The following is a 19,714-nucleotide window of genomic DNA, read 5'->3' on the forward strand; positions in this document are numbered from 1 at the left end:
ATTGATCGCGTGGTAGCAACACACGCCGCATCTTGATTCAACGATATGGCAACGAACTGGGCGGTACAACCGACATTTCCTGCTGTTTGGGTTGACATTTGATGAACTGAACGACGAGTGGTGACAACGCGTGGACTAGCTACAGTGAAAGTCAATCGAACTCGGCGAAAAAGTGATTTGCCCGCCAAACAGCGACGCAATAGCATCTATCGCAATCGGTCCACTCTTCAACTGGGTGCCCCCGAGCGCTCGCCGGCATTCATGGCGGCCGTGTTCATCCATCTCTTCGCGTGCGTAAACATCATGAACTCATCTGAAACTGGTCGCGACGCCGAAGTCGCAATCATCACGGGCGGTGCCAAAGGCATTGGCTTCGGCATTGCGTCGGCTTTGGCGCAGAAAGGTCGACGGATCGTCCTGTTTGACATGGACCTAGACAGCCTCGATGAAGCCACGACAACCCTTTCGCGCGCGGGGGCCGATGTTCTAGGCATGCCAGTGGACGTGACGAGCAGTGAATCCGTGAACCAGGCAGTGGATGCGGTCGCCGAGCGACTGGGCCGGCTGGACGTTCTGGTGAACAACGCCGGCATCGTGAAAGACAAACGCATCACCAAGATGAGCGACGATGAGTGGGATTCGGTCATCGACGTCAATTTGAAATCGCAGTTTCTGTGCTGCCGGGCGGCATTGAAACATATGGTTCCGGCCAATTATGGCCGCATCGTCAATATCTCTTCGCGGGCATGGCTGGGTGGCGTGGGGCAATCGAACTACTCGGCGGCCAAGGGTGGCGTGGTAAGCCTCACGCGGAGTCTCGCGCTTGAATGGGCGAGTGCTGGCATTACGGTGAACGCCGTTGCTCCGGGAATCGTGGACACGCCGCTCTTTCGCAAATTCGACGTCGAACTGCAGGAACGTCTGAAGAAATCGGTTCCGGTCCAGCGCATTGGAACGCCCGACGATATTGCCCAGGCGGTTCTGTTCTTCGCGCAAAGGGAGTCGTCCTATATCACGGGACAGACGCTATATGTCTGCGGTGGGCGATCGCTGTCCTCGCCGAGTGTTTGAGGAGCAAGGCCATGACCATCCATTACTCAGTTTCGGATCGAATCGCAACGGTTACCCTGGATCGTCCGGAAGCACTGAACGCACTCGATCTGGAGAGCCTGAAGGAACTCCGCGCCGTTTTGGCGGAGGCTCGGGACGACGAGGAAGTTCGCGTCATCGTTCTGACCGGCGCCGGGCGTAAGTCGTTTTGTGTCGGGGCGGACCTGAAAAACACGCTGCCGCCTTCGACCAACTTCGGTTCGTCGTTCGTCAAATCCATCGATCGTGCCGCTGCTGAAGGTGTCTACGTTCGCCTGATCGAACTCAGTTCGCTTCGAATCTTCAAGCCGATGATTGCCGCGATTAATGGCTATTGCCTGGGCGGAGGTCTTGAGTTGGCCCTTCAGTGCGACCTGCGCATTGCCGCCACCAACGCTGTGCTCGGCCTGCCTGAAGCGGTCGTGGGCAGCATTCCGGCCGTCTGCGGCATTCAGGCGCTTCAGAAAGCGGTGCCGTCCGCCGTCGCAATGAAAATGCTGCTGACAGGTGGCAAGGTCGACGCAGGATACGCGGAACGTGTTGGGCTGGTGTCGGACGTGGTTGAGCCCGAATCCCTGATGAATAAAGCGTTGGAGCTGGCAAGGATCATCGCGGGTAACGGACCGCTGGCCGTCCAGATGATCAAGAAGGTTGCCGAAACCAGCAGCAATGTGCCACTGACCCAGGCGCTTGAATTCACGGAGTTGGCGTGGGGCGCAATGAGAGAATCGGAAGATCGTATCGAAGGGCGCCGGGCTTTCGCGGAAAAGCGCAAGCCGCAGTTCAAGGGTCGATAAAACCAGGGCGGTGGGAAGCAATGTCCGAGGCCAGTGCCGATGCATGCGCGTCGCAACTGGCCTGCGGAAGCATTTGAACGATGCGTCAAATATCGGTCGTCTCAGGGATCATCGCGGCCTGACCTCGATACGTCCCATCTTCGTCGAAGAGTTGCCACACGGTGGCCCGTTCAATCCAGAAGCGCCTGCCCGATTTCGCGACCCGAATGCCACGATATCCGGTAACGAATCCGTCGCGTCCTACCTGATCGAGGAACGCCTGGCGCTCGCTGCGCTCCGGTGCTTCAGCCGACAGCCGCGAATGCAGCGAGGTGAGCTCATCCCAGTCGTATTCGAACAGGAACTGTGCGCGCTTGTTGCCGTAGATGAACACGGGATCAGCCGCGGTGTTGTGCGCGAGAATGCCAAACGGGGCTTCGGCATAAAGCCATTCAACACCCTGAACGACGCTTAATCCCTTGGGAACAAGCGGTTTCCCAATGAGTCGCTCATAAGACCCGGCCATAAGCTGGAAGAAGCGGGTATCGGTATTCATTGCCATACAGTATTGCTCCTGGATTTCAGTTGATACTCTGCGCCGCTGTCGCAACTCTCCGCCGCCGCAATGCGCTGTATAAGCGAGGCAAGTTCAAGAACCACCGCGCGAGTCCCCAGTACATGCTGGTCGCCGGCGAGCTTCTCGTCGCGCAGTTCGGCATCGGCTAGGATCAACCGCACGTGCCACGATTGCAGTTCGAGACTCTGAAGGTCCGTCAGTAAGTCGGCGATCGACTTTCTGGCGTTCAACGGAAGCGGCTCGACGCGCGAAGCTTCCTTCAGCTTGAGAAGTTCACATCCAATCTCTATCCACGCCATGTACTCGTCCACCTCCTTGACGGAGGCGGCGGGCAACGCGAGTCGCACCAGCGTATCGATGCTACGGCATTGCCACGCATGGCGCATTTCGACCGTTTGCCGCGCCACGGGTGAAGCGATCAAGGCCCTGATCGCGTCGGCTATCCGTTTGAGGCGCTGTTTGCGCCACTGTTGTTCAAGCCTGCGCGACGGAACAAGATGGAAGGCTAGCGCGGCCAGTGCGGAGCCGGCCAGCACACCCAACGCATGCGCGCTTATCGCGGCCGTGGTCGTATGAGCAATGGACTCGGGATCCGACACGACGAGGAACACGAGGCAAAAACCCGACGCCCAGAACGCGTTCGAAAGCGCGGACGCGACAACGATCCCAAGAAAAACAATGCCGCCCTCGGCGAGCGAAACGCCTATCGCGTGAGGAAGATGCGGCGAGACCGTCGCATAGAACAGGAACGCTACGCCGGCCCCAACCGCGCCCGACGCGAGAAAATGACGACCCGTATCTCGCGGGTCGGGCCGGATGGCGAAGAGGGCAATTGCAATCGCCGTAAACGCGACGAACAGCGGTCCGCCTTGCCAACCGGTGGCAATCCAGATAGCACCGGCTAACAGTAACGCGAACCCGGCGCGCAACGCCGCAGCGATCGCGTAGCTGTGATCAAGTGCGTAGACCGGGGGCGGATAGCTTTCTGTATCGACACCTCCTTGTTCCCCTGTCAACGCGGCATAAGTTCTCAGTGCGGTTTCCGTTGCGCCGAGGAGTGCCGATACGAGATCGATGCGCCGACGTTCAATCGCATTTCGCGCCTGAATGGATACGAGCATGCCACGCAATGCCTGCGCCTGGCGCCGAAAGCCTGGCAGCTTTTCGATGTCGTGCGCCGGATCGTCAGTTAGTGCGCCAGCGATGGACGTGAGCAATACGGATGCTTTGACGACGACGATTTCGACTTCTTCGTTTATTGGGTTATTTGTGGCGGCAGCCTCTTCGAAGTTCCGCTCGACGCTTCTCGACACGACGAGCAGATCGAGTAGTGCCGGCACGATCTTGTGCAAACGGCCCGCGCGAGCCCACAGCGCCGGCGACTCGGCGACTGCACTGTGAACGGCGCCGTCAAGCGCCAGGATGTCGCTCAACTGGCTGCGCAGCCGTTGCGGGCCGGTGCCGTCGGCGGCCCAGGCGCGCGGCAAGCCGACAAGCCGGTCCGCGCTCCAGGTGCATGCCGTCGCAATCGCGCGGCGAATACGTCGGCTTGCATGTCCGCTTTGTACGTCGCGCGACAAAAGAAGCACGAGCAAAGTGCTGGCGATGCCGATGAAAATACCGGCGCAACGATCTCGCCCCACCTCGAACAGTTGACCCGTTTGGTCCGTGAGAGACATGGCAATGATGACTGCACTGTAGCCAGCCAGTACCGCCGCGTAGGCGCGATAATGACGCAGCGAGAGACCTGCATACACAGACACGGCGAGCCATGCCGCCAGCAAGCCGACGAGCAGCGGCTCGCTGCCGTGCGCCGCGAAAGCAAGCAGAACGCCGGTTGGCGCGCCAATTGCCGTTCCGATCGCCCGGTTGAGCGATTTCAGCAGACCGTCCCCGCGTGCTGGAAGCCCGACGGAAACCGCGGTCCATGCGGCCCAATGCGGCTCGTGCAGGCCAAGAAGCAGCGAACAGAGTAGCGCGAGCGTCGCGGCGAGAGCCGCACGGCCCGCGAACATCACGAGGCTATAAGAGGGTATCCACTTCGAACGCATTGCCTTGCCAACCCTTTTGCTTGCTGTCGACGTTGGTTGAAGAATGTGTGCAGTCGGTGTCCTTGCATGAGGACGACCGCCGGCGTGCGACTACGTCGGCGATCGTCCTGGAGACACAGTCGCTCAGCCCAGCACGAACGGGTTTTCGACACCCGGCGTGGGGTTGATGAAGACACTCTTGGCTTCGAGGTATTCGTAAATCGCACGAATGCCATTCTCGCGGCCGATTCCCGACGCTTTCACACCGCCAAACGGCGCGAGATAGCTGACGAGGCGATACGCATTGACCCACACGCTGCCTGCTTCGAGTTGTTTCGGCACCGTCATGGCGCGGCGAAGATCGCGTGTCCAGACGCCGGCCGCCAGACCATAGTTGCTGTCGTTGGCAATCGCGATCGCTTCCTCTTCCGTGTCGAACTTGATGACCGCCACGACCGGTCCGAATACCTCTTCCTGCGCGATGCGCATGTCGTTGCGAACATCGACGAAAATAGTCGGCTCGACAAAGAAGCCGTTCTCGGTGCCAGGCCGCGTCGAACGTCCGCCACCCAGAACGAGGCGTGCGCCTTCCTGTTTCGCCACGTCGATGTAGTACAGGGTCTTTTCGAGTTGTGGCTGGGTCGAGACAGGGCCCATGTTCGTCTCCGGCGACATCGGATCGCCCAGTCGTACGTCCTGCATGAACTTCACCAACCGCTCGACGAATTCGTCATGGATGCTCGAATGCACGAGCAGGCGTGATCCGGCCATGCAGCTCTGGCCCGTTGCCGAGAAGATGGCGGTTACGGCGCCCTTCACCGCGTCGTCGAGGTTCGCATCCTCGAAGACGATATTGGCCGACTTGCCGCCCAGTTCCAGTGAAACGCGCTTGAAGGAGCGTGCCGCGTTCTCGTACACATGGCGACCACCGCCCTCGCTGCCGGTGAAGGCGACGCGTGCGACCAATGGATGAGCGACGAGCGGCTCACCGACTTCTTTGCCGAAGCCGGTCACGATATTGACGACGCCATCCGGCACGCCGGCCTCTTCACACAGTTTCGCAAACAGAATGGAGGATGCCGACGAGAACTCGGATGGCTTGATGACGACCGTGTTACCTGCTGCAAGCGCCGGCGCTATTTTCCAAACCGCGAGCAGCAGCGGAGAATTCCACGGCGCGATCGTTGCCACTACGCCGAGCGGCTCGAACGTGCTGTAGTGGAAAATGCCGGGTTTGTCGAACGGTGTGACGTCGCCCTGAACCTTGTCGGCGAGGCCGCCGTAGTAGTAGAACCATTGCGGCAGATATTCCATCTGCTTGAGCATTTCGGCTTTCAGCTTGCCGTTATCCTTCACTTCCATGTCGGCCAGCTCCTCCGCGTGCGCGGCGATCGCATCGCCGATCTTGTGCAGGACCATGCCGCGCTGGCTCGCTGTCATCGTCGCCCAGGGGCCGCGCTTGAACGCTGCATGAGCCGCGCGCACCGCAGCGTCGACATCTTCGGCTGTGCCGCGCGGCACCTCGGCCCAGATCTCGCCGTTGTAGGGGTTGAGGCTTTCGAACGTCCGACCATCGCTCGCACCGCGCCACTCGCCGCCGATGCGCATCTTGAACTGTTCCATCACGTTACTCCTTGACTGGTTACGGTGAGTTCATCGTAGTTGCCTGACCGGCGTCACGGAACTCCTCACTACTGCACGCCGCATGTGAAGAAATGCGCATCGGGTTCTGGCGATGCGCATGCTTCCTTTAAGCGACGTTCATTGACCGAAATAGATGCTGTCCCGTGCTTCGGGCGCGGTTACGGTGCGGCGTCCGCTTTGAGAGTGGCCCGCGACGCTGCCACCCACGGCCGATGCGCTGGCGTTCGTGGCGGCCGTGTTAGCGGCCTGCAGTGCGGCTGCTGCGCGCAACTGAGCGGTGGGGTACGTGGTATCGGGCGCGTCGAGTAAACCCGCTTCACGAGCCTGGATCAGTTCCGCCCGCACTTGTGCGCGAGTCTTGCCGTAGTCGGCAGGCGCGGCGAACACAGTGGATGATGCGATGACACTTGCAAGAACAACAGCCGGGATCAATACGCGTTTCATTTCATGCTCCTTGAGAGATCGAAGAGAAGACGTTCAACGACGAGGCGGAAAATCTACGATTCATCTCGTGTTGTTCGTCGATCGGTGAACTCATTATTGCTACCGGTCTTCTATCTGCCAATTCCCGAAATGTGCGGATGGTCCGTGAAGAAATGCACAATCTTTGGTGACGTGCTGTTGGCGCCAACCGTCGCCGGGGAAGCAGTTGGCAATGAACTGAATGAAGCTACGGATGGCCGGCGCGTGCCGCAGATCGTCGTGGATGGAGAGCCATACTTCCTTGCCGCGTTCTGCGATGCGTTCGCCGTCCGTGGTCAGAACATAGGCGCGCGGGGGCGGTCGACTAGCTTGAGTTCAAGGGCCTGTTCGAGTGAAGCAATTCTTCGCGCGACGGTCGCGTGGTCGACCTTCAATTGCGGCGCCGCTTTTGCGAGGGATTCTTCCTGACTAAATGCAATGAAATAGCGTAAATCCTCCCAGTCGAACACGGATGCTCTCCTTTTCTCTCTTGATCGTCCGAATCTCGAGGTGACGCGGCTGGACAAAGATATTAGAAGCGGACTGGACCGATCTCAATCAACTATTTTTGCGCCTACGATTGACTTTAATTGCAAGGCTGCAGATGTGCGCGGACTTGTGCATTGCTGCACCCGTTGCCCGCATGTTTGGGGAATTGGCGGGGCCGCTCTGGCGGGCAAGAATGTCTGCAACGGATCGACGCACCGGAGCGCGAAGGCAGATCTTGCGCAGACACCGGGTCGTTGGGTCCCTCTTATCCGTCAAGGAGCCTGACATGAAACGCATTATGAACGCGCATCGATTTCCGTCATGGAGCGAGGAAATCATGAGCAAGAAAACGTTGGTCATACTCGCTCATCCGAACCTTGCCGAGTCGCAGATCAATGCGGCGTGGCGATCCAGGCTCCAGGAAGCTCCGGGTCCGGTCACAATTCGGAATATTTATGAGCTATACCCGGACTGGAATATCGACGTCGCGGCGGAGCAGGCGCTGCTCGAAAGCCACGAGAGAATCTTTCTGCAGTTTCCGCTGTATTGGTACAGCACTCCGCCGCTGCTGAAAAAATGGCTCGACGACGTCCTCGCTTATGGCTGGGCATACGGTCCGGGTGGCAATCGGCTGGCGCACAAAGAAATAGGGCTGGTCGTATCGACCGGCAGTCCTGAAGCCGCTTATCAGTCAGATGGCCGTGTGGGACACACGCTGGTCGAACTGCTTCGTCCGCTCGAACAAACGGCGCGTTTTGTCGGCGCGCGTTATTTGCCTCTTTTCGCGTTGCAGGGCGCGAATCACGTTATTCCGGCGGATCAATTGAGCCGTAGCGCGAACGACTATATCGAGCACATTCGGGCGCCGCACGACCAGGGCGAAGCCGCCGTGGGCGACCAGCACCGGCGAATGGAGAGTCTCAGTATGTGAAGATGAGTGGATCTTCAACGACTGCGTGGCGAGCGCGTGCCCTTGACCCGAGGCTTCGACAATGCGTTGTCGGGTTCTTCAAGACCCGGAAGGACCAATTCTTCCATTAACGCCAGTGTCCGCAGGCAGAACTCGTTGCCCGCAGCGCGTTCCGCCTCTGAAAAGTGTGCCATCGCGGGCGCGATCGACGACTCTTCCGCCAGCTTCACTATCGCCTTCTCAACGACATCAAGGCCTTTCCTGGTCAAATGGACGATGAATCCGCCGCCGTGACTTGGGTCTTGCTGACGCTCCACCAAGCCAAGGCTCGCGAGACGGTCGATCTTTTTGGTAATTGCGCCCGAGGTAACGAGTAGTGCCCGATACAAATCCGTGGGGCGTTTCGCGTACGGATGACCGCTGCGGCGCAGTGCCAGCAGCACACGCATGTCCGACCCGCTAATGCCACACAGGCCCTGGCACATTTTGTCAAACGCCTGTTCTACGAGCGTGCCGAGCCGCATGAAATAGATCGCGAGCAGGAAGTTGGAGAGATCGAGCTCGCTGTGTTCGCGTTGCCACTGCAGCGTGATGAATTCGATCAGGCTGCTACCAGGAAGATTCGCTTTCCTGGTGGGCTCCGACTGTTCCGATGCCGCATTCTTGCGGGTTCGGGTAGGCGCGGGTCGCTTTGGTGCTGCGATGCTCATCTCGATGACTTCCCTGGAAGGATGTTCACTCCCGGCAAATTGTAGCGGGACTGGCTCAATATGGCCGCGCACAATTGTACGTAAATTTTCCGACGGCGCGTCAAAGATCAGGCGCGCGGCCGAGTAGTTCCGCTTGGAGGATAGTCGTCCTTATACCGCTTGCACCGCATTGCGCAACATGTCGGCTATCTGGCGCTGGGCCAGCGCCGCCGCGTCGAATTGGCCGCGCATGCTATAAAAGGTATGCAGCATGCCGAGGTATCGCACGCACGTCGCCGGGACGCCCGCCTCGGCCAATCTCCGCGCGTAGGCTTCGCCATCGTCGCGCACGGCATCACACTCGGCGGTGATAACGATGGCCGGCGGTAGTCCCGCATGGTTGTCGGCAAGGAGCGGCGAGAGCTTCCAGGTTGTGGGCGTCACACCATGATCCAGTGCGTACGTGCGAAATGCGTACTCGACGTCGGCCTTGCGCTGCATGAAGCCTTCGGCATAGGTGGATAGCGAGGCCATCTGCTGACGAGCATCTGTTGCAGGATAGACGAGTGCCTGGGCGAGAATGCGCGGCTTGGCGTGGTCCCGCGCAAGCAGGCAGACCACTGCCGCGAGATTGCCGCCGGCCGACTCGCCGAACACGGTCAAGCGTTCGGACGGAAGGCCCAGCGTGTGCCCGTACTCGGCGACCCAGCAGGTCGCGGCCCACACGTCGTCCAACGCTGCAGGGAAGGGGTGCTCAGGCGCGAGCCGATAGTCGACACTGACCACCGCCAGTCCGGAGTCGTGGCCCAGATGCCGGCATACCGCGTCGAAGCTGTCCCGATTGCCCATCAGCCATCCGCCGCCGTGAAAGGCCATCGTGACCCCTGTGGCGCCCTTTGGATGGTAGATGCGTACGGGGATTTCGGCGTCGAGGCCCGGAATCATGAAATCGAAAACCTTGTCGATACGGGGGCCGGGCTCCCGTGCGGCAGTGCGTGCGGCGATGCCTGCACGCGCCTCCTCGGGGCTCACCTCCGCCATGCTCGGTTTCGCTGCGGCATTTGCGGCAATAGCGCGAAGCGACGGGTGGATATGGTTTTGAGAGAAAGAAGACATCGTTGATTTCAGGGAGTCGGGGTCGTGGAGGGAGCGAACGTAATGGCGGGAATGGCGGCAACGACGCTGAGGCCGCCATCCACAGTGATGATCTCACCGGCCATATGGGCGCTCAGGTCGGAGGCAAGGAATAGCAGGTGGCCCGCGATTTCCGCCGGCGTGGCGGCCCGGCCAATCGGAATCGCACGACCGACTGTGTTCCACGTCGATTCGTCCAGACGCTGATTCAGTCGCGGCGTGCGGACGAAACCCGGAGACACTGCATTGATGCGCACGTTGTGGGGGGCATACTCAACACCCGCGCAGCGCACGAGGTGATGCAATGCCGCCTTCGAGGCCGCGTAGGCAACCTCGTTCGGCACCGCGCGATCGCCGGCGAGCGAGCCGACAAACGCAAAGGTGCCTCCACCATCGGCCTTCATCATTTCACCGGCAATTTGAATCGCGAGGTACGCGTGGCGTACGACGATATCGAATTGCTGGTCCCACGACTCATCGTCGACGGCGGATAGCGGCTTGATTCCCGCGACACCGATGATATCGACGACGCCATGGACGCGGCCGAAATGCTGCCGCGCGGTGTCGAACACGCGTTGCATGTCGACGCGGGATGTTGCGTCCGCCACGCACGGTATCCCGGCCACGGCGTCCGCAATGTTCCGGGCGAGCGTCTCGTCGCGATCGACGCAGAGCACGCGAGCACCGGCCTGAGCCAGTGCATGAACGGTCTGCGCGCCGATACCCTGGCCGGCGCCAAGCACTACAAAACCGCGACCGTCGAGTCGTAACAAGGACAAGTAGTCCGGAACGTCGTTATGGATGTTGTTGCTCATGCGAGTCTCCTCCTCAGGCTGCCACTACCTGGCGATGTGAAGGCAGCAGCTCTTGCCAGGCTACACCGTCTTCGAGTTGTCGGTCACAGGCGCTCACGCCCCGGAGGTCGAGGCCGAGCGCGGGCGGCTGCTGGTTCTGCGTCACACGCTTGATCGAATCCAGCAGCACGCGGCGCACCCGCACGACAGCCTGGTCGGCTGGCACCAGATGCTCGCGCGAACGGTCGTAGAGCGGCCCTTGAGACAATCCGATCGTGGCGTCCTCCACCTCGACGCCGCGCAATCCGGTCCAGCTTTCCTTCATCAGCTCGCGATTCTGGCCGAAGGTGTCGTTCCAGCTAGCCGTGAACGTGCAATTCTTGCGGTCATAGTACGTACAGTCGTTCAGCCCGAGCAACTCGATGATCTTCTCTTCGCTCACCGGGGCGTCGCCATGAACGACGATGTAGGTGCTGGTGTGCGTGTCGTCTTCGGGGACTTCGAGGACGGTGAACTGAAACGCCGGGGCAGGAATGATGCGGCCGTACGGGACGATAAATGGGACTACGCGTGCATTACGGACTCCCGGCTCATTGGTCTTGCGCAGCGCGACATAGTGGAAACCGAAGGCCGTCTCTTCGATTTTCAGAGCCGGTTCAAGGTCATTGGATGCAAGCGCAGCAGGATTGATTACGTCAGGGTTGCGTGTGAACTCGTTGTCTTTCCAGCCGGGGCGTGCCATGTTGGTATGCAGCACGCCGACGTGAGAGCTGTCCTCCCCACCCTCCACCAGTTGCAGATAGTTGCAGGCGACGTTGACGCGCAGCACGACGCGGTGGTTCGGTTCCGCATCCATGAAGGCATAGCGGGAAAACGCCGGGAGCAACTCGATTGGGCCCACATACGCCCAGACGATGCCGCCTTCCTCGCGCACTGGAAAGGCCGGCGCCTTCATCCGTGTAGCGTATTTCGGATCGGCGTGGTTCGGCGTTTCCATGACGGTGCCGGACGCGCTGAACTTCCAGCCGTGATAGAGGCAGCGGATGCCGCCTTCCTCGACCCTTCCCAGTGCGAGCGATGCGCCCCGGTGCATGCACAGCTCTTCCAGAAAGCCGACCTTGCCCTCGGTGTCCCGGAACGCGACATAGTTCTCGCCGAGCAGTCGGACGCGCAGTGGCGCGCAGTCCGGATGCGGCAATTGGGCCGAGGTGCACACCGGGTGCCAGAAGCGTCGCATCAAGTTTCCTCCCGGGGTATCCGGACCGATACGGCAAAGAATCTCGTTGTCTGCGTGGCTCAACATTTAATGCTCCTTTCCTGACTTTCGTTATTAACTGCGCTCTGCACGTGCACCATGGGACGAAACGATCCGATGGTGCGGAACCAGGGTGCGCCAGTTCTCGTCGATACCGATCTCACCGGACACGCCTATTGCGCTGCCAGCGTTCGCTCGCAGCGCCGCTATCTCCTGCTGGTCACGGGCCGCCCGGGCGTACGCCAGCAAGCAGCGCTGAAGACGGCTGATCGCGATGTCGGCCGTGGATAGCATTTCCTGCGACCGGTCGCGAATTGCGCCGCTTGAAACGCTGCACGCGGCGTCTTCCTGCGTGATGCCGTCAAAACCGGTGAAGTGGCCATTGCGCTGCTGCACGCGGTCCTGGCGATAGCCATTGGCGACGGACATCGCGGCCGACGAGTCACAGGTGTCGGTCGTCATCCCGTACTTGCGCAGCGTCGGCTGATCCAGGCCCACGAACGTGAGTTGCTCACTGCGCAACGGTTCTACGCCAATGCGCTTTTCGGCGTCCCACCACACGTGATACAGGTTGCAGCGCTCGTCGCTAACCGGGACGATCGCAAGCCAGACATCCCCGTTCGCGTTGGCGATGAAGCAAGGTGCGATGAATGCGGTTACTCGAGCGATACGTTTGTCCCCGTTTTGGCGGATTGCGACATAGTGGAAACCAAAGTCCGTTTCGTCTGCTTCGATCTTCGGGGTTGCGTCGAACTGCATGTGCGAAGTCTTCTTCGCATAGTCAAGATCGGAGTCGTTGGTCCTCGCGAGGGCGGAACTGTGGAGGACGGTCAAATGCGATGAGTCGACGAGACCTTCCATCACCTGAACGAAATTGGCGTTGATGACCGCGCAGGCGTTGATGCGGTGCGAGTCCGGCTGGTCCATGAAGGCCGTGTGCGGGAAGGGCGGCTCTTCACCCTTGGGACCCAGATAACCCCAGACGATGCCGCCCGCTTCCCGCACTGGATAGGTTCGTCCCTTGATGCGCTCCTTGAATTTCGGGTCTTCGATGTTCGGGGTCTCGAGGACAGTCCCATCCACCGCAAACTTCCAGCCGTGATAGATGCAGCGCAGGCCATCGCCCTCCGAACGGGCCAACTGCATTGAAGCACCCCGGTGTAGACAGCCCTCTGCATAGAGGCCGGGGCGACCCTGCTGGTCGCGCCACACGACAAACCGCTCACCCAGCAGATCTATCGTCTGCGGCTCTCCATTCGCCTGCGGCATGTCCGACGACTGGATGACGGGCAGCCAGAAGCGGCGCATTGCCTCGCCCATGGCCGTACCTACTCCGATACGGCACATCAATTCGTTATCTTGCTTGGTCAACATGTTGATCCCCTCGCTACAGTGTCAGGCAGTGAGTAACAGGTGGCCTCAAAGATCTAGCACCAGCCGGGAAGTCTTGGCGCGCGAGCAGCACGGCATGAAGCTGTCGTTGCGTGCCCGCTCCTCGTCCGTCAGATACAGATCTCGATGGTCGGGTGCGCCGGCCAGCACCTTCGTCATGCAGGTGCCGCAAACTCCTTGCTCGCAAGACAATGGCAAGTTGAAACCGGCGTCGAGCAAGGCGTGCGCGGCACTTTGATCCGCGTGAACCTCGATGACCTGGCCACTGCTGCCGATCTCGATTTCGAACCGTCCGTCCTCTGAAGAATCGATTGGCGTTGCCGCGAAATATTCGCGGTGCAGGTGTCCCTCGTCCCAACCGAGTTCGCGCGCGGTCTGCAGGATGTGGTCCATAAAGCCGTTGGGTCCACACACGTAAAGATGCTTGTCGGAAGAGGGCGAGCCTATCGCGGAGCGGGCATCGAGTTGCTGGTCGGGGGCGCCGTCATCGACGTGCACGTGCATCTGCGAATCGTCGCCAAATTGCGCTTGTTGCAGGCGATCGACGAAAGCCATGCGCGACAGCGTGCGCCCACAGTAGTGCATCGCGAATGGGCGGTGCTCGCGCGCCAACTGCTGCGCCATGCAGAGGATCGGCGTGATACCGATGCCACCCGCGAACAGGATCGAACGGTTGTTTTGACCGCTGTGCAGGCTGAAGTGATTGCGCGGGGCGCTGATCGTGAGCGTATCTCCCGCATGCACGTTATCGAGAAGCTTTACCGAGCCGCCGCGGGATTGGGGATCGCGCAGCACGCCAATCCGGTAGCGGGGGTATTCGCCCGGCAGTTCATACAAGGAGTACTGACGTACGGGGCCACCAGGCACGTGTAGGTCGATGTGCGCGCCTGCTTCGAAGGCAGGCAGTGCACTATCCGCCAATGGCGAGAGGTCATAGCCGGCAATGTCGTCCGCCGGCCAGGTTTTGGCAGAGACTTTGACTTGCAGCAAAGTGTTCATAGGGGTCGATTTGTGTTCCATGACGGATATAGCCGTAAAGAGAGGAGAGCGTGTCATGCGGCGATGTGAAGCCGACGCCGGATGACTACTGGCGAGGCGCCCAACTGTCGCTGAACCAGCCAGCGCGCCAGACCTTGGTCCATCACGCGCACATGCTCCGGAAACCAATCCACCAGCGCTCTGGCAAAAGAGCGGACGACCTCGGTCCGTCCATCAGCCAACATGGTGCGTACCTCGTCGAGGGATCGGAGCACGGCCGCGTGCTCGTCGATATGGCAGCCCGCTGAACCGTAGGCTGTCTCGCGCATCGAGGCGTCCTCGTCATCAAAGTGGCGGCGCGCATGCTCGGCAAACGCTTCGAGCGCGTTCTCGAGATTTTCGTCGTCCGTTGTCAGCAGCGTGTGTACACACGCGACAAACTCGTGATGGGTCTCGTCCATCGCCTGATGGCCAAGGGCGTAGTCATCATGCCAGGCGAAGCCGGAGAGCACGCGATCCTTCTCCCACGCTGGGTTCGGTGACGGTGCGGCACCGCGACCGTGGTTTGTCTGGTGATCTTTCAATTGCTTCATTTTTCAACGAACTCCTGCTCAATTGATCACGTCAATCTATTACGTCTTCCACGGAAGATACTATTCTGAGCGATGAGTGTCGAGGTAGGGCAAACGCCAATATGTGAAAATTTCGACAAACACAGCGAATTTCGTGGGTAAGGCTCGTTATTTCTGACGATGCCAAGCCTCAGAGGTTCCAGATGCGGGTATCTCCCGACGGCAAATCGTTTGACAGGGAAGACGACAAAAAATTATCTTCCGTGGAAGCATTTAACCAAAGGGAGACAGATGATGAGTTCGAGGCTGGGTCGGACGGGACGTGCCTTCTCGTGGCGTCAGACAATTTGGTGGGGACTCGCGTCTCTTGCGGCATGTGCGCCGGGAGCATCGCAGGCACAGAGCTCTGTCACTCTGTATGGGATTATCGATACCGGTATCGAGTACGTGACAAATGTCGGTGCTCACCAGTCCAGCGTCGTGCGTATGCCGTCGCTCACGGCATCGATACCCTCGAGGTGGGGCTTGCGTGGCAAGGAGGATCTGGGTGGCGGTCTCAGCGCGGTTTTCGTATTGGAGTCGGGCTTCGCCCCGTCACAGGGAACGCTGAATCAGGGTGGTCGCCTGTTTGGCAGGCAGGCATATGTCGGACTTTCAGGGCGGTGGGGGACATTATCTTTAGGCCGGCAATATTCTCAGATCTATTGGGCCTTGCCGGGTGACACGATGGGGCCGAATGTCTATGCCGCCGGTGATCTGGACCCGTACTTGTCTCAAGCGCGGCTCGACAACGCGGTCGCCTACACGTTCACGTCATCGGGGCTGACCGTGGGCGTGACTTATTCGTTCGGGCGCGACGCGGTGGATTCTGCGCCGGCCGGCGGGTGCGCCGGGCAGTCGCCGACGGACTGGCGGGCCTGCAAGTCAATGTCTGCCATGGTGAAATATGAAGCGGCGACATGGGGCGTGGCGACGGCGATTGACCGCAATTACGGCGGTGGCGGCCCTGGCTCGCCCCAGCCCAATACCTCGCAAACTGATACGCGTGCCGTCATCGACGGCTACGTGAAACTGGGTACCTCGACGATCGGTGCGGGATACCTTCATCGAATTAATCACGGGGTGCAGACGCCGACTGTTGTCGACGCGGTCAGCAACTACTGGTGGCTTGGCGGGACCTATTTTCCCGTTCCACAAATCGCGCTTGACGCTCAGTTCGGACATATTTCCGTGAACGGTGGGAGTTCCGCGGGAGCTTCCGTGATCGCAGCGCGTGTGTCGTACTTATTGTCCAAGCGCACTTCCGTGTACGTCACAGCAGGGCGTATGTTCAACCAGCGCAACGCCGCGTTCACGATTGATGGCGGCGTGATTCCACCCGCTTCTACGCCATTGCCCGGGGTGGATCAAACGGGTGCGATGGTGGGTGTTCGCCACCAGTTCTAAATGGATAGTGAATGCTCGATGTCATCGCGCAGTAGTCGGGCGTTCACACTGGAACTCGTGACTGAGTTCTTGCCCCTTTCCGAAGCGTGGCGCTTGGTATAGCGTGCCACGTACTGAGCACGTGTCTGTCGCGGCCCGACTTCCACTCGAATATTCGTCGGCCGCGCGACGACACTTCGCCCCATCCGCGCCCCTCAAATATCGCCAAACGTCCGCCAGACAAGGCTCGCTGCAATTTGGCATGGACTCTGCATTACGCTGCGTCCAGCCGTAGCACGACCCGCCCATCCATCGAACTCGGATGTCCCCACCGGATGCACGCCTGGAACCCACGTGTCGTGCCCGTTCGTGCGCGATACGCAATCAACCAGGTCGCCAACCGGAGGACGTCTTGCTTATCTTGCTCATCTATCTTTACCCGTTGCTGAAAAAGGCACTTGACCGTGCTGAACACAGTCGTCGTGACGAATATCTCGCGTCCGCCGCCGACATGGGCGAACTCGAACGCCGCATGCATTTAACGGAGATTGACCGCTGACGCGACAAACCAACGCGCCCTCTCTCAATCAGTTTGGACGCCTGGACATGCGCTCCGGCGTCTCGATCATAGCCAGCCGCCCGCACCGCGCCGATAGTAGAGACTTCCGCGATCCGGCATCCGTGCGCCCAACTCCTGAGTTCCATGAACGACATGAATAGCACTATCGTTTCGCAAGCCTTCTCATCCGCAACGTCGGTGATCGCACTGCACTGCTCCGGCTCGGGAGCGGCGCAATGGCGCAAGCTCGGCGAAGCGCTGGGCTCGCGCCACGCGTTCGTCGCGCCCGAGCACTACGGCTGCGATAGCACGGGCCCGTGGAGCGGCGAGCGCGCGTTCACGCTCGCCGACGAGGCCGCGAGGACGATCGGCATCATCGACGCCTCGCGCGGCAAGGTGCATCTCGTCGGGCACTCGTATGGCGGTGGCGTGGCGTTGCGCGCGGCCGTCGAACGGCCGGAGCGCATCGCGAGCATCACGCTCTACGAGCCCTCGGCGTTTCATCTGCTGAAGGTGATGGGCGCGCACGGAGCGTACGCGCTCGCGGAAATCATCGCCATCTCGAAGCGCACCGCCGATGGCGTGACCTGTGGCGACTATCGGGGCGCGGCGGCTTCATTCGTCGATTACTGGGGCGGCCGGGGCGCATGGGAAGCGTTGCGGCCCTCGGTGCAGGCGGCACTCACACGCTGGGCGCCAAAGGCGCCGCTCGACTTTCGCGCGCTGCTCGACGAACGCACGCCCGCAAGCGCATACACCGGCCTGCGTGTCCCGGCGCTGATCATGCGCGGCCAGCACGCGCCCGTCCCGACGCGCGCGATCGCCGAGCGGCTGCCGATGCTGCTGCCCGCGGCGCGTCTTGCAATCGTCGAGGGTGCGGGACACATGGGGCCGCTTACACACGCCGACAGCGTCAACGCGATGATCGTGCGGCATATTGCCGAGGCGGATGCGACGGCTTGAAGCGGTCTCCTGAGGAAACCAAGAAGCACGTACAGCAGACAAACCAGGGTTGTTTTGAGCGTTACGCGATATCTGTTGCCACGAGACATCAATCACATTTTCACGACTCAACGACCGCGCCCACGAGTTGCCAACGGACATTCACTGCCGTACATAAAGCCGCACTGGCATCCTATCCGGCACCATCGTAAACGCGGCCACTTCCCGAATAGAACTCGTATCGACTGCAAGTTGCGAAACAAACCCGGCCGATAACATTGAAATAACAAGCCGCATTTCGACCGTCGAAAGATGCCGGCCAGGACATACCCGCGGTCCCCCGCCAAACTGCAAATGCGCGCGCGTCTCGTGCGCTCCGCGCTCCGGTGTTCGTTCATGCATCCAACGCTCTGGATCAAATTTGTCCGGATGCTCGAAATTGCTCGCGTCCAGCATGGAGGGGCGCGTCAAGAAGAACATTCTGGAACCGGCAGGCAAGTGAATCCCGCGATGCTCGACGTCCTGCAGCGGCTCAAACGCATGAACGGGAACTACGGGCCTGAACCGGCTCGCTTCAGTGCACACGGCCTCGCACAGGTCGAGCGTCTTGAGTGTTTCGTAAGTCGGGCACACGCCAGCGGCTCCCAACACGGCGCGTGACCGGTTTGAAACCCGACTCTGCAACGCTTCGTCGGCGCTCAGATACAGAAGCGCCCACGCGATCGAATGCGCCGTGGTGTCTTCGCCCGCGAGCAACATGGTCAGCACGTTGGCCGCCACCTGGTCATCGGTGATACCAGAGCCCGGTGTGTCGCGAATTTGCAGCATGGCTTCGAGTAAATTGCCGGGTTCGTCATGAGGCTGGTCTCGAATGCGCTCGCGCGCACGATTCATCGTCAAGCGCACGTAGCGATGCACTTCCGCCAGGCGTGATCGAGCCGGTGATCGCGTGGCAGTTTGACGTATCGCCAATAGGGGAACGGAGCGTTTATCCGGCTCATTAGCGTGGGAAAAATCAACGCCAGATGTTCCTGAATGACGTTGCCGTCCTGCTCCAGGGTTCCCGGATCGTCGCCGAACGCGAGCGCGCTGGTGACATCGACCGTATAGCGTTTGAGATCTTCGGTCATCTCGACCACGCGGTCGCTGCGCGCGGCGCGTTCCCACCGTACTCTGAGGCGCTCGGTGATGGCCGCCAGGGTGGGGTAGAACGCCTTGATATGCGCCACGGAAAGCGCCTGCATCACCAGCTTTCGTTGCGGCTCCCATGCGGCGCCCTCGACAGAGAACACGCCGTTGCTGCCCATCTCGTCAAGATTTTCCTCAATCGGCGAATACCGCCGATATCCGTTTGGCCGCTCGCGCATAATCGAATGACACAACTCCGTGTCGTCCCAGACCGTCACAGGCCGTGAGCCGATCTGGAAACGATAGGGCGTGCCAAGCTCCTGCGCCCACCGCTCGAGAATGAGATGCGCGCGCGATGGCGTCAACTGGTGCGCATTTCCAATCAGCGGGAGGCCCCGCGGCGCCGGAAGATCGGAGATTTCACGTAACTTGAAGGTTCCTGCAGACGCAATAGCCATGGTTCATCTCCGTCAGGAAACCTTAGCAATGGTATGAAGATCGGGATCGTAATGACGACACCGTATCGTCCAAGCATAGGTCACGGCTACAGTCGCAAGTCTCTCCTACAAGCCTTTATCTAATGCGTCTACGCCTTTTTACTTCGCCGTTGACGTCACATGAAGACTCGAACCAATGTATGAAGAGGCTGACAAATAATGGCGAGAAACAATCGCGATATTGCCGGTTGCGATGGCCGAGAAAGTCGGGCTCACGAACATCGGGATGTTCGGATGTCGTTAGGTGGTTGGCGCACAACACGTGCCTGTTGGTTCCCGACAAACAGCTGCCGTCACTTGAGTGCATTGAAGCGTGTGGGAGCTGCATTCGAAGGTTCTATTGCGCAGCGGCCGCCTCCACCAGGGCGGCCG

At 60.2% G+C, this 19,714-nt stretch carries 18 protein-coding genes and 1 pseudogene; 6 read left to right on the forward strand and 13 right to left on the reverse strand.

What is annotated here, in order from left to right:
- Positions 1–303: 303 nt before the first annotated feature.
- Together P0D96_RS39780 and P0D96_RS39785 are read left to right on the forward strand one after the other, a co-directional pair.
- Positions 304–1,071 carry an SDR family NAD(P)-dependent oxidoreductase gene (locus P0D96_RS39780; protein WP_408177474.1) on the forward strand — a complete coding sequence of 256 codons (768 nt, stop codon included), beginning with the start codon at positions 304–306 and terminating at the stop codon, positions 1,069–1,071.
- An 11-nt stretch (positions 1,072–1,082) separates the two neighbouring features.
- Positions 1,083–1,886: an enoyl-CoA hydratase/isomerase family protein gene (locus P0D96_RS39785; protein WP_408177377.1), complete on the forward strand. Its 804-nt coding sequence runs from the start codon at positions 1,083–1,085 to the stop codon at positions 1,884–1,886.
- Positions 1,887–1,971: 85 nt separating this feature from the next.
- Here the strand turns inward: P0D96_RS39785 and P0D96_RS39790 are convergent, their stop codons facing one another.
- The 5 genes from P0D96_RS39790 to P0D96_RS39810 form a co-directional block, all read right to left on the reverse strand.
- On the reverse strand, positions 1,972–2,427 hold the full coding sequence (locus P0D96_RS39790; protein ID WP_408319270.1) for an MEKHLA domain-containing protein: 456 nt from the start codon (positions 2,425–2,427) through the stop codon (positions 1,972–1,974).
- A complete protein-coding gene (locus P0D96_RS39795) occupies positions 2,418–4,493 on the reverse strand; it encodes an FUSC family protein (RefSeq protein ID WP_408177375.1) in 2,076 nt (691 codons plus the stop codon). Before P0D96_RS39795 ends, P0D96_RS39790 begins: the two co-directional genes overlap by 10 nt.
- A gap of 123 nt (positions 4,494–4,616) precedes the next feature.
- On the reverse strand, positions 4,617–6,095 hold the full coding sequence (locus tag P0D96_RS39800; protein ID WP_408177374.1) for an aldehyde dehydrogenase: 1,479 nt from the start codon (positions 6,093–6,095) through the stop codon (positions 4,617–4,619).
- Positions 6,096–6,233: 138 nt separating this feature from the next.
- Positions 6,234–6,560, reverse strand: a complete 327-nt coding sequence (locus tag P0D96_RS39805; RefSeq protein ID WP_408177373.1) for a DUF4148 domain-containing protein — start codon at positions 6,558–6,560, stop codon at positions 6,234–6,236.
- Between the two features lie 314 nt (positions 6,561–6,874).
- Positions 6,875–7,048, reverse strand: coding sequence for a helix-turn-helix domain-containing protein (locus P0D96_RS39810; protein ID WP_408286299.1), 174 nt, complete (start codon positions 7,046–7,048; stop codon positions 6,875–6,877).
- Between the two features lie 305 nt (positions 7,049–7,353).
- On the opposite strand from P0D96_RS39810, the gene P0D96_RS39815 reads away from it, so the two are divergent.
- Entirely contained in the window at positions 7,354–7,998 is a 645-nt protein-coding gene (locus tag P0D96_RS39815) for an NAD(P)H-dependent oxidoreductase (protein WP_408177371.1), read from the forward strand.
- Positions 7,999–8,012: 14 nt separating this feature from the next.
- Here the strand turns inward: P0D96_RS39815 and P0D96_RS39820 are convergent, their stop codons facing one another.
- The 7 genes from P0D96_RS39820 to P0D96_RS39850 all read right to left on the reverse strand — a co-directional run bounded on the left by P0D96_RS39820 (position 8,013) and on the right by P0D96_RS39850 (position 14,812).
- Positions 8,013–8,687: a MarR family winged helix-turn-helix transcriptional regulator gene (locus tag P0D96_RS39820; RefSeq protein ID WP_408319272.1), complete on the reverse strand. Its 675-nt coding sequence runs from the start codon at positions 8,685–8,687 to the stop codon at positions 8,013–8,015.
- Between the two features lie 150 nt (positions 8,688–8,837).
- Positions 8,838–9,707, reverse strand: coding sequence for an alpha/beta hydrolase (locus P0D96_RS39825; RefSeq protein WP_408319274.1), 870 nt, complete (start codon positions 9,705–9,707; stop codon positions 8,838–8,840).
- Positions 9,708–9,790: 83 nt separating this feature from the next.
- On the reverse strand, positions 9,791–10,615 hold the full coding sequence (locus tag P0D96_RS39830; protein WP_408177368.1) for an SDR family NAD(P)-dependent oxidoreductase: 825 nt from the start codon (positions 10,613–10,615) through the stop codon (positions 9,791–9,793).
- A 13-nt stretch (positions 10,616–10,628) separates the two neighbouring features.
- Positions 10,629–11,897 carry a Rieske 2Fe-2S domain-containing protein gene (locus P0D96_RS39835; RefSeq protein ID WP_408319276.1) on the reverse strand — a complete coding sequence of 423 codons (1,269 nt, stop codon included), beginning with the start codon at positions 11,895–11,897 and terminating at the stop codon, positions 10,629–10,631.
- Between the two features lie 27 nt (positions 11,898–11,924).
- Complete coding sequence (locus tag P0D96_RS39840) at positions 11,925–13,223, reverse strand: Rieske 2Fe-2S domain-containing protein (RefSeq protein WP_408177366.1); 1,299 nt, start codon at positions 13,221–13,223, stop codon at positions 11,925–11,927.
- Between the two features lie 45 nt (positions 13,224–13,268).
- A complete protein-coding gene (locus P0D96_RS39845; RefSeq protein ID WP_408286311.1) occupies positions 13,269–14,240 on the reverse strand; it encodes a PDR/VanB family oxidoreductase in 972 nt (323 codons plus the stop codon).
- A 53-nt stretch (positions 14,241–14,293) separates the two neighbouring features.
- Positions 14,294–14,812, reverse strand: coding sequence for a bacteriohemerythrin (locus P0D96_RS39850; protein WP_408177364.1), 519 nt, complete (start codon positions 14,810–14,812; stop codon positions 14,294–14,296).
- A gap of 273 nt (positions 14,813–15,085) precedes the next feature.
- Here P0D96_RS39850 and P0D96_RS39855 point away from each other — a divergent pair, with 273 nt between their 5' ends.
- The 3 genes from P0D96_RS39855 to P0D96_RS39865 all read left to right on the forward strand — a co-directional run bounded on the left by P0D96_RS39855 (position 15,086) and on the right by P0D96_RS39865 (position 17,738).
- Complete coding sequence (locus P0D96_RS39855) at positions 15,086–16,237, forward strand: porin (RefSeq protein ID WP_132379052.1); 1,152 nt, start codon at positions 15,086–15,088, stop codon at positions 16,235–16,237.
- A gap of 391 nt (positions 16,238–16,628) precedes the next feature.
- Positions 16,629–16,775 (forward strand): DUF3563 family protein, encoded by a 147-nt coding sequence (locus P0D96_RS39860; protein ID WP_243658347.1) that lies wholly within the window; start codon positions 16,629–16,631, stop codon positions 16,773–16,775.
- A gap of 153 nt (positions 16,776–16,928) precedes the next feature.
- Entirely contained in the window at positions 16,929–17,738 is an 810-nt protein-coding gene (locus P0D96_RS39865; RefSeq protein WP_132379048.1) for an alpha/beta fold hydrolase, read from the forward strand.
- A 141-nt stretch (positions 17,739–17,879) separates the two neighbouring features.
- Here P0D96_RS39865 and P0D96_RS39870 read toward each other — a convergent pair.
- A pseudogene (locus P0D96_RS39870) lies at positions 17,880–19,303 on the reverse strand (cytochrome P450).
- Positions 19,304–19,714: the final 411 nt, after the last annotated feature.

Source organism: Paraburkholderia sp. RL17-347-BIC-D, from assembly GCF_046027915.1.
Classification (GTDB): domain Bacteria; phylum Pseudomonadota; class Gammaproteobacteria; order Burkholderiales; family Burkholderiaceae; genus Paraburkholderia.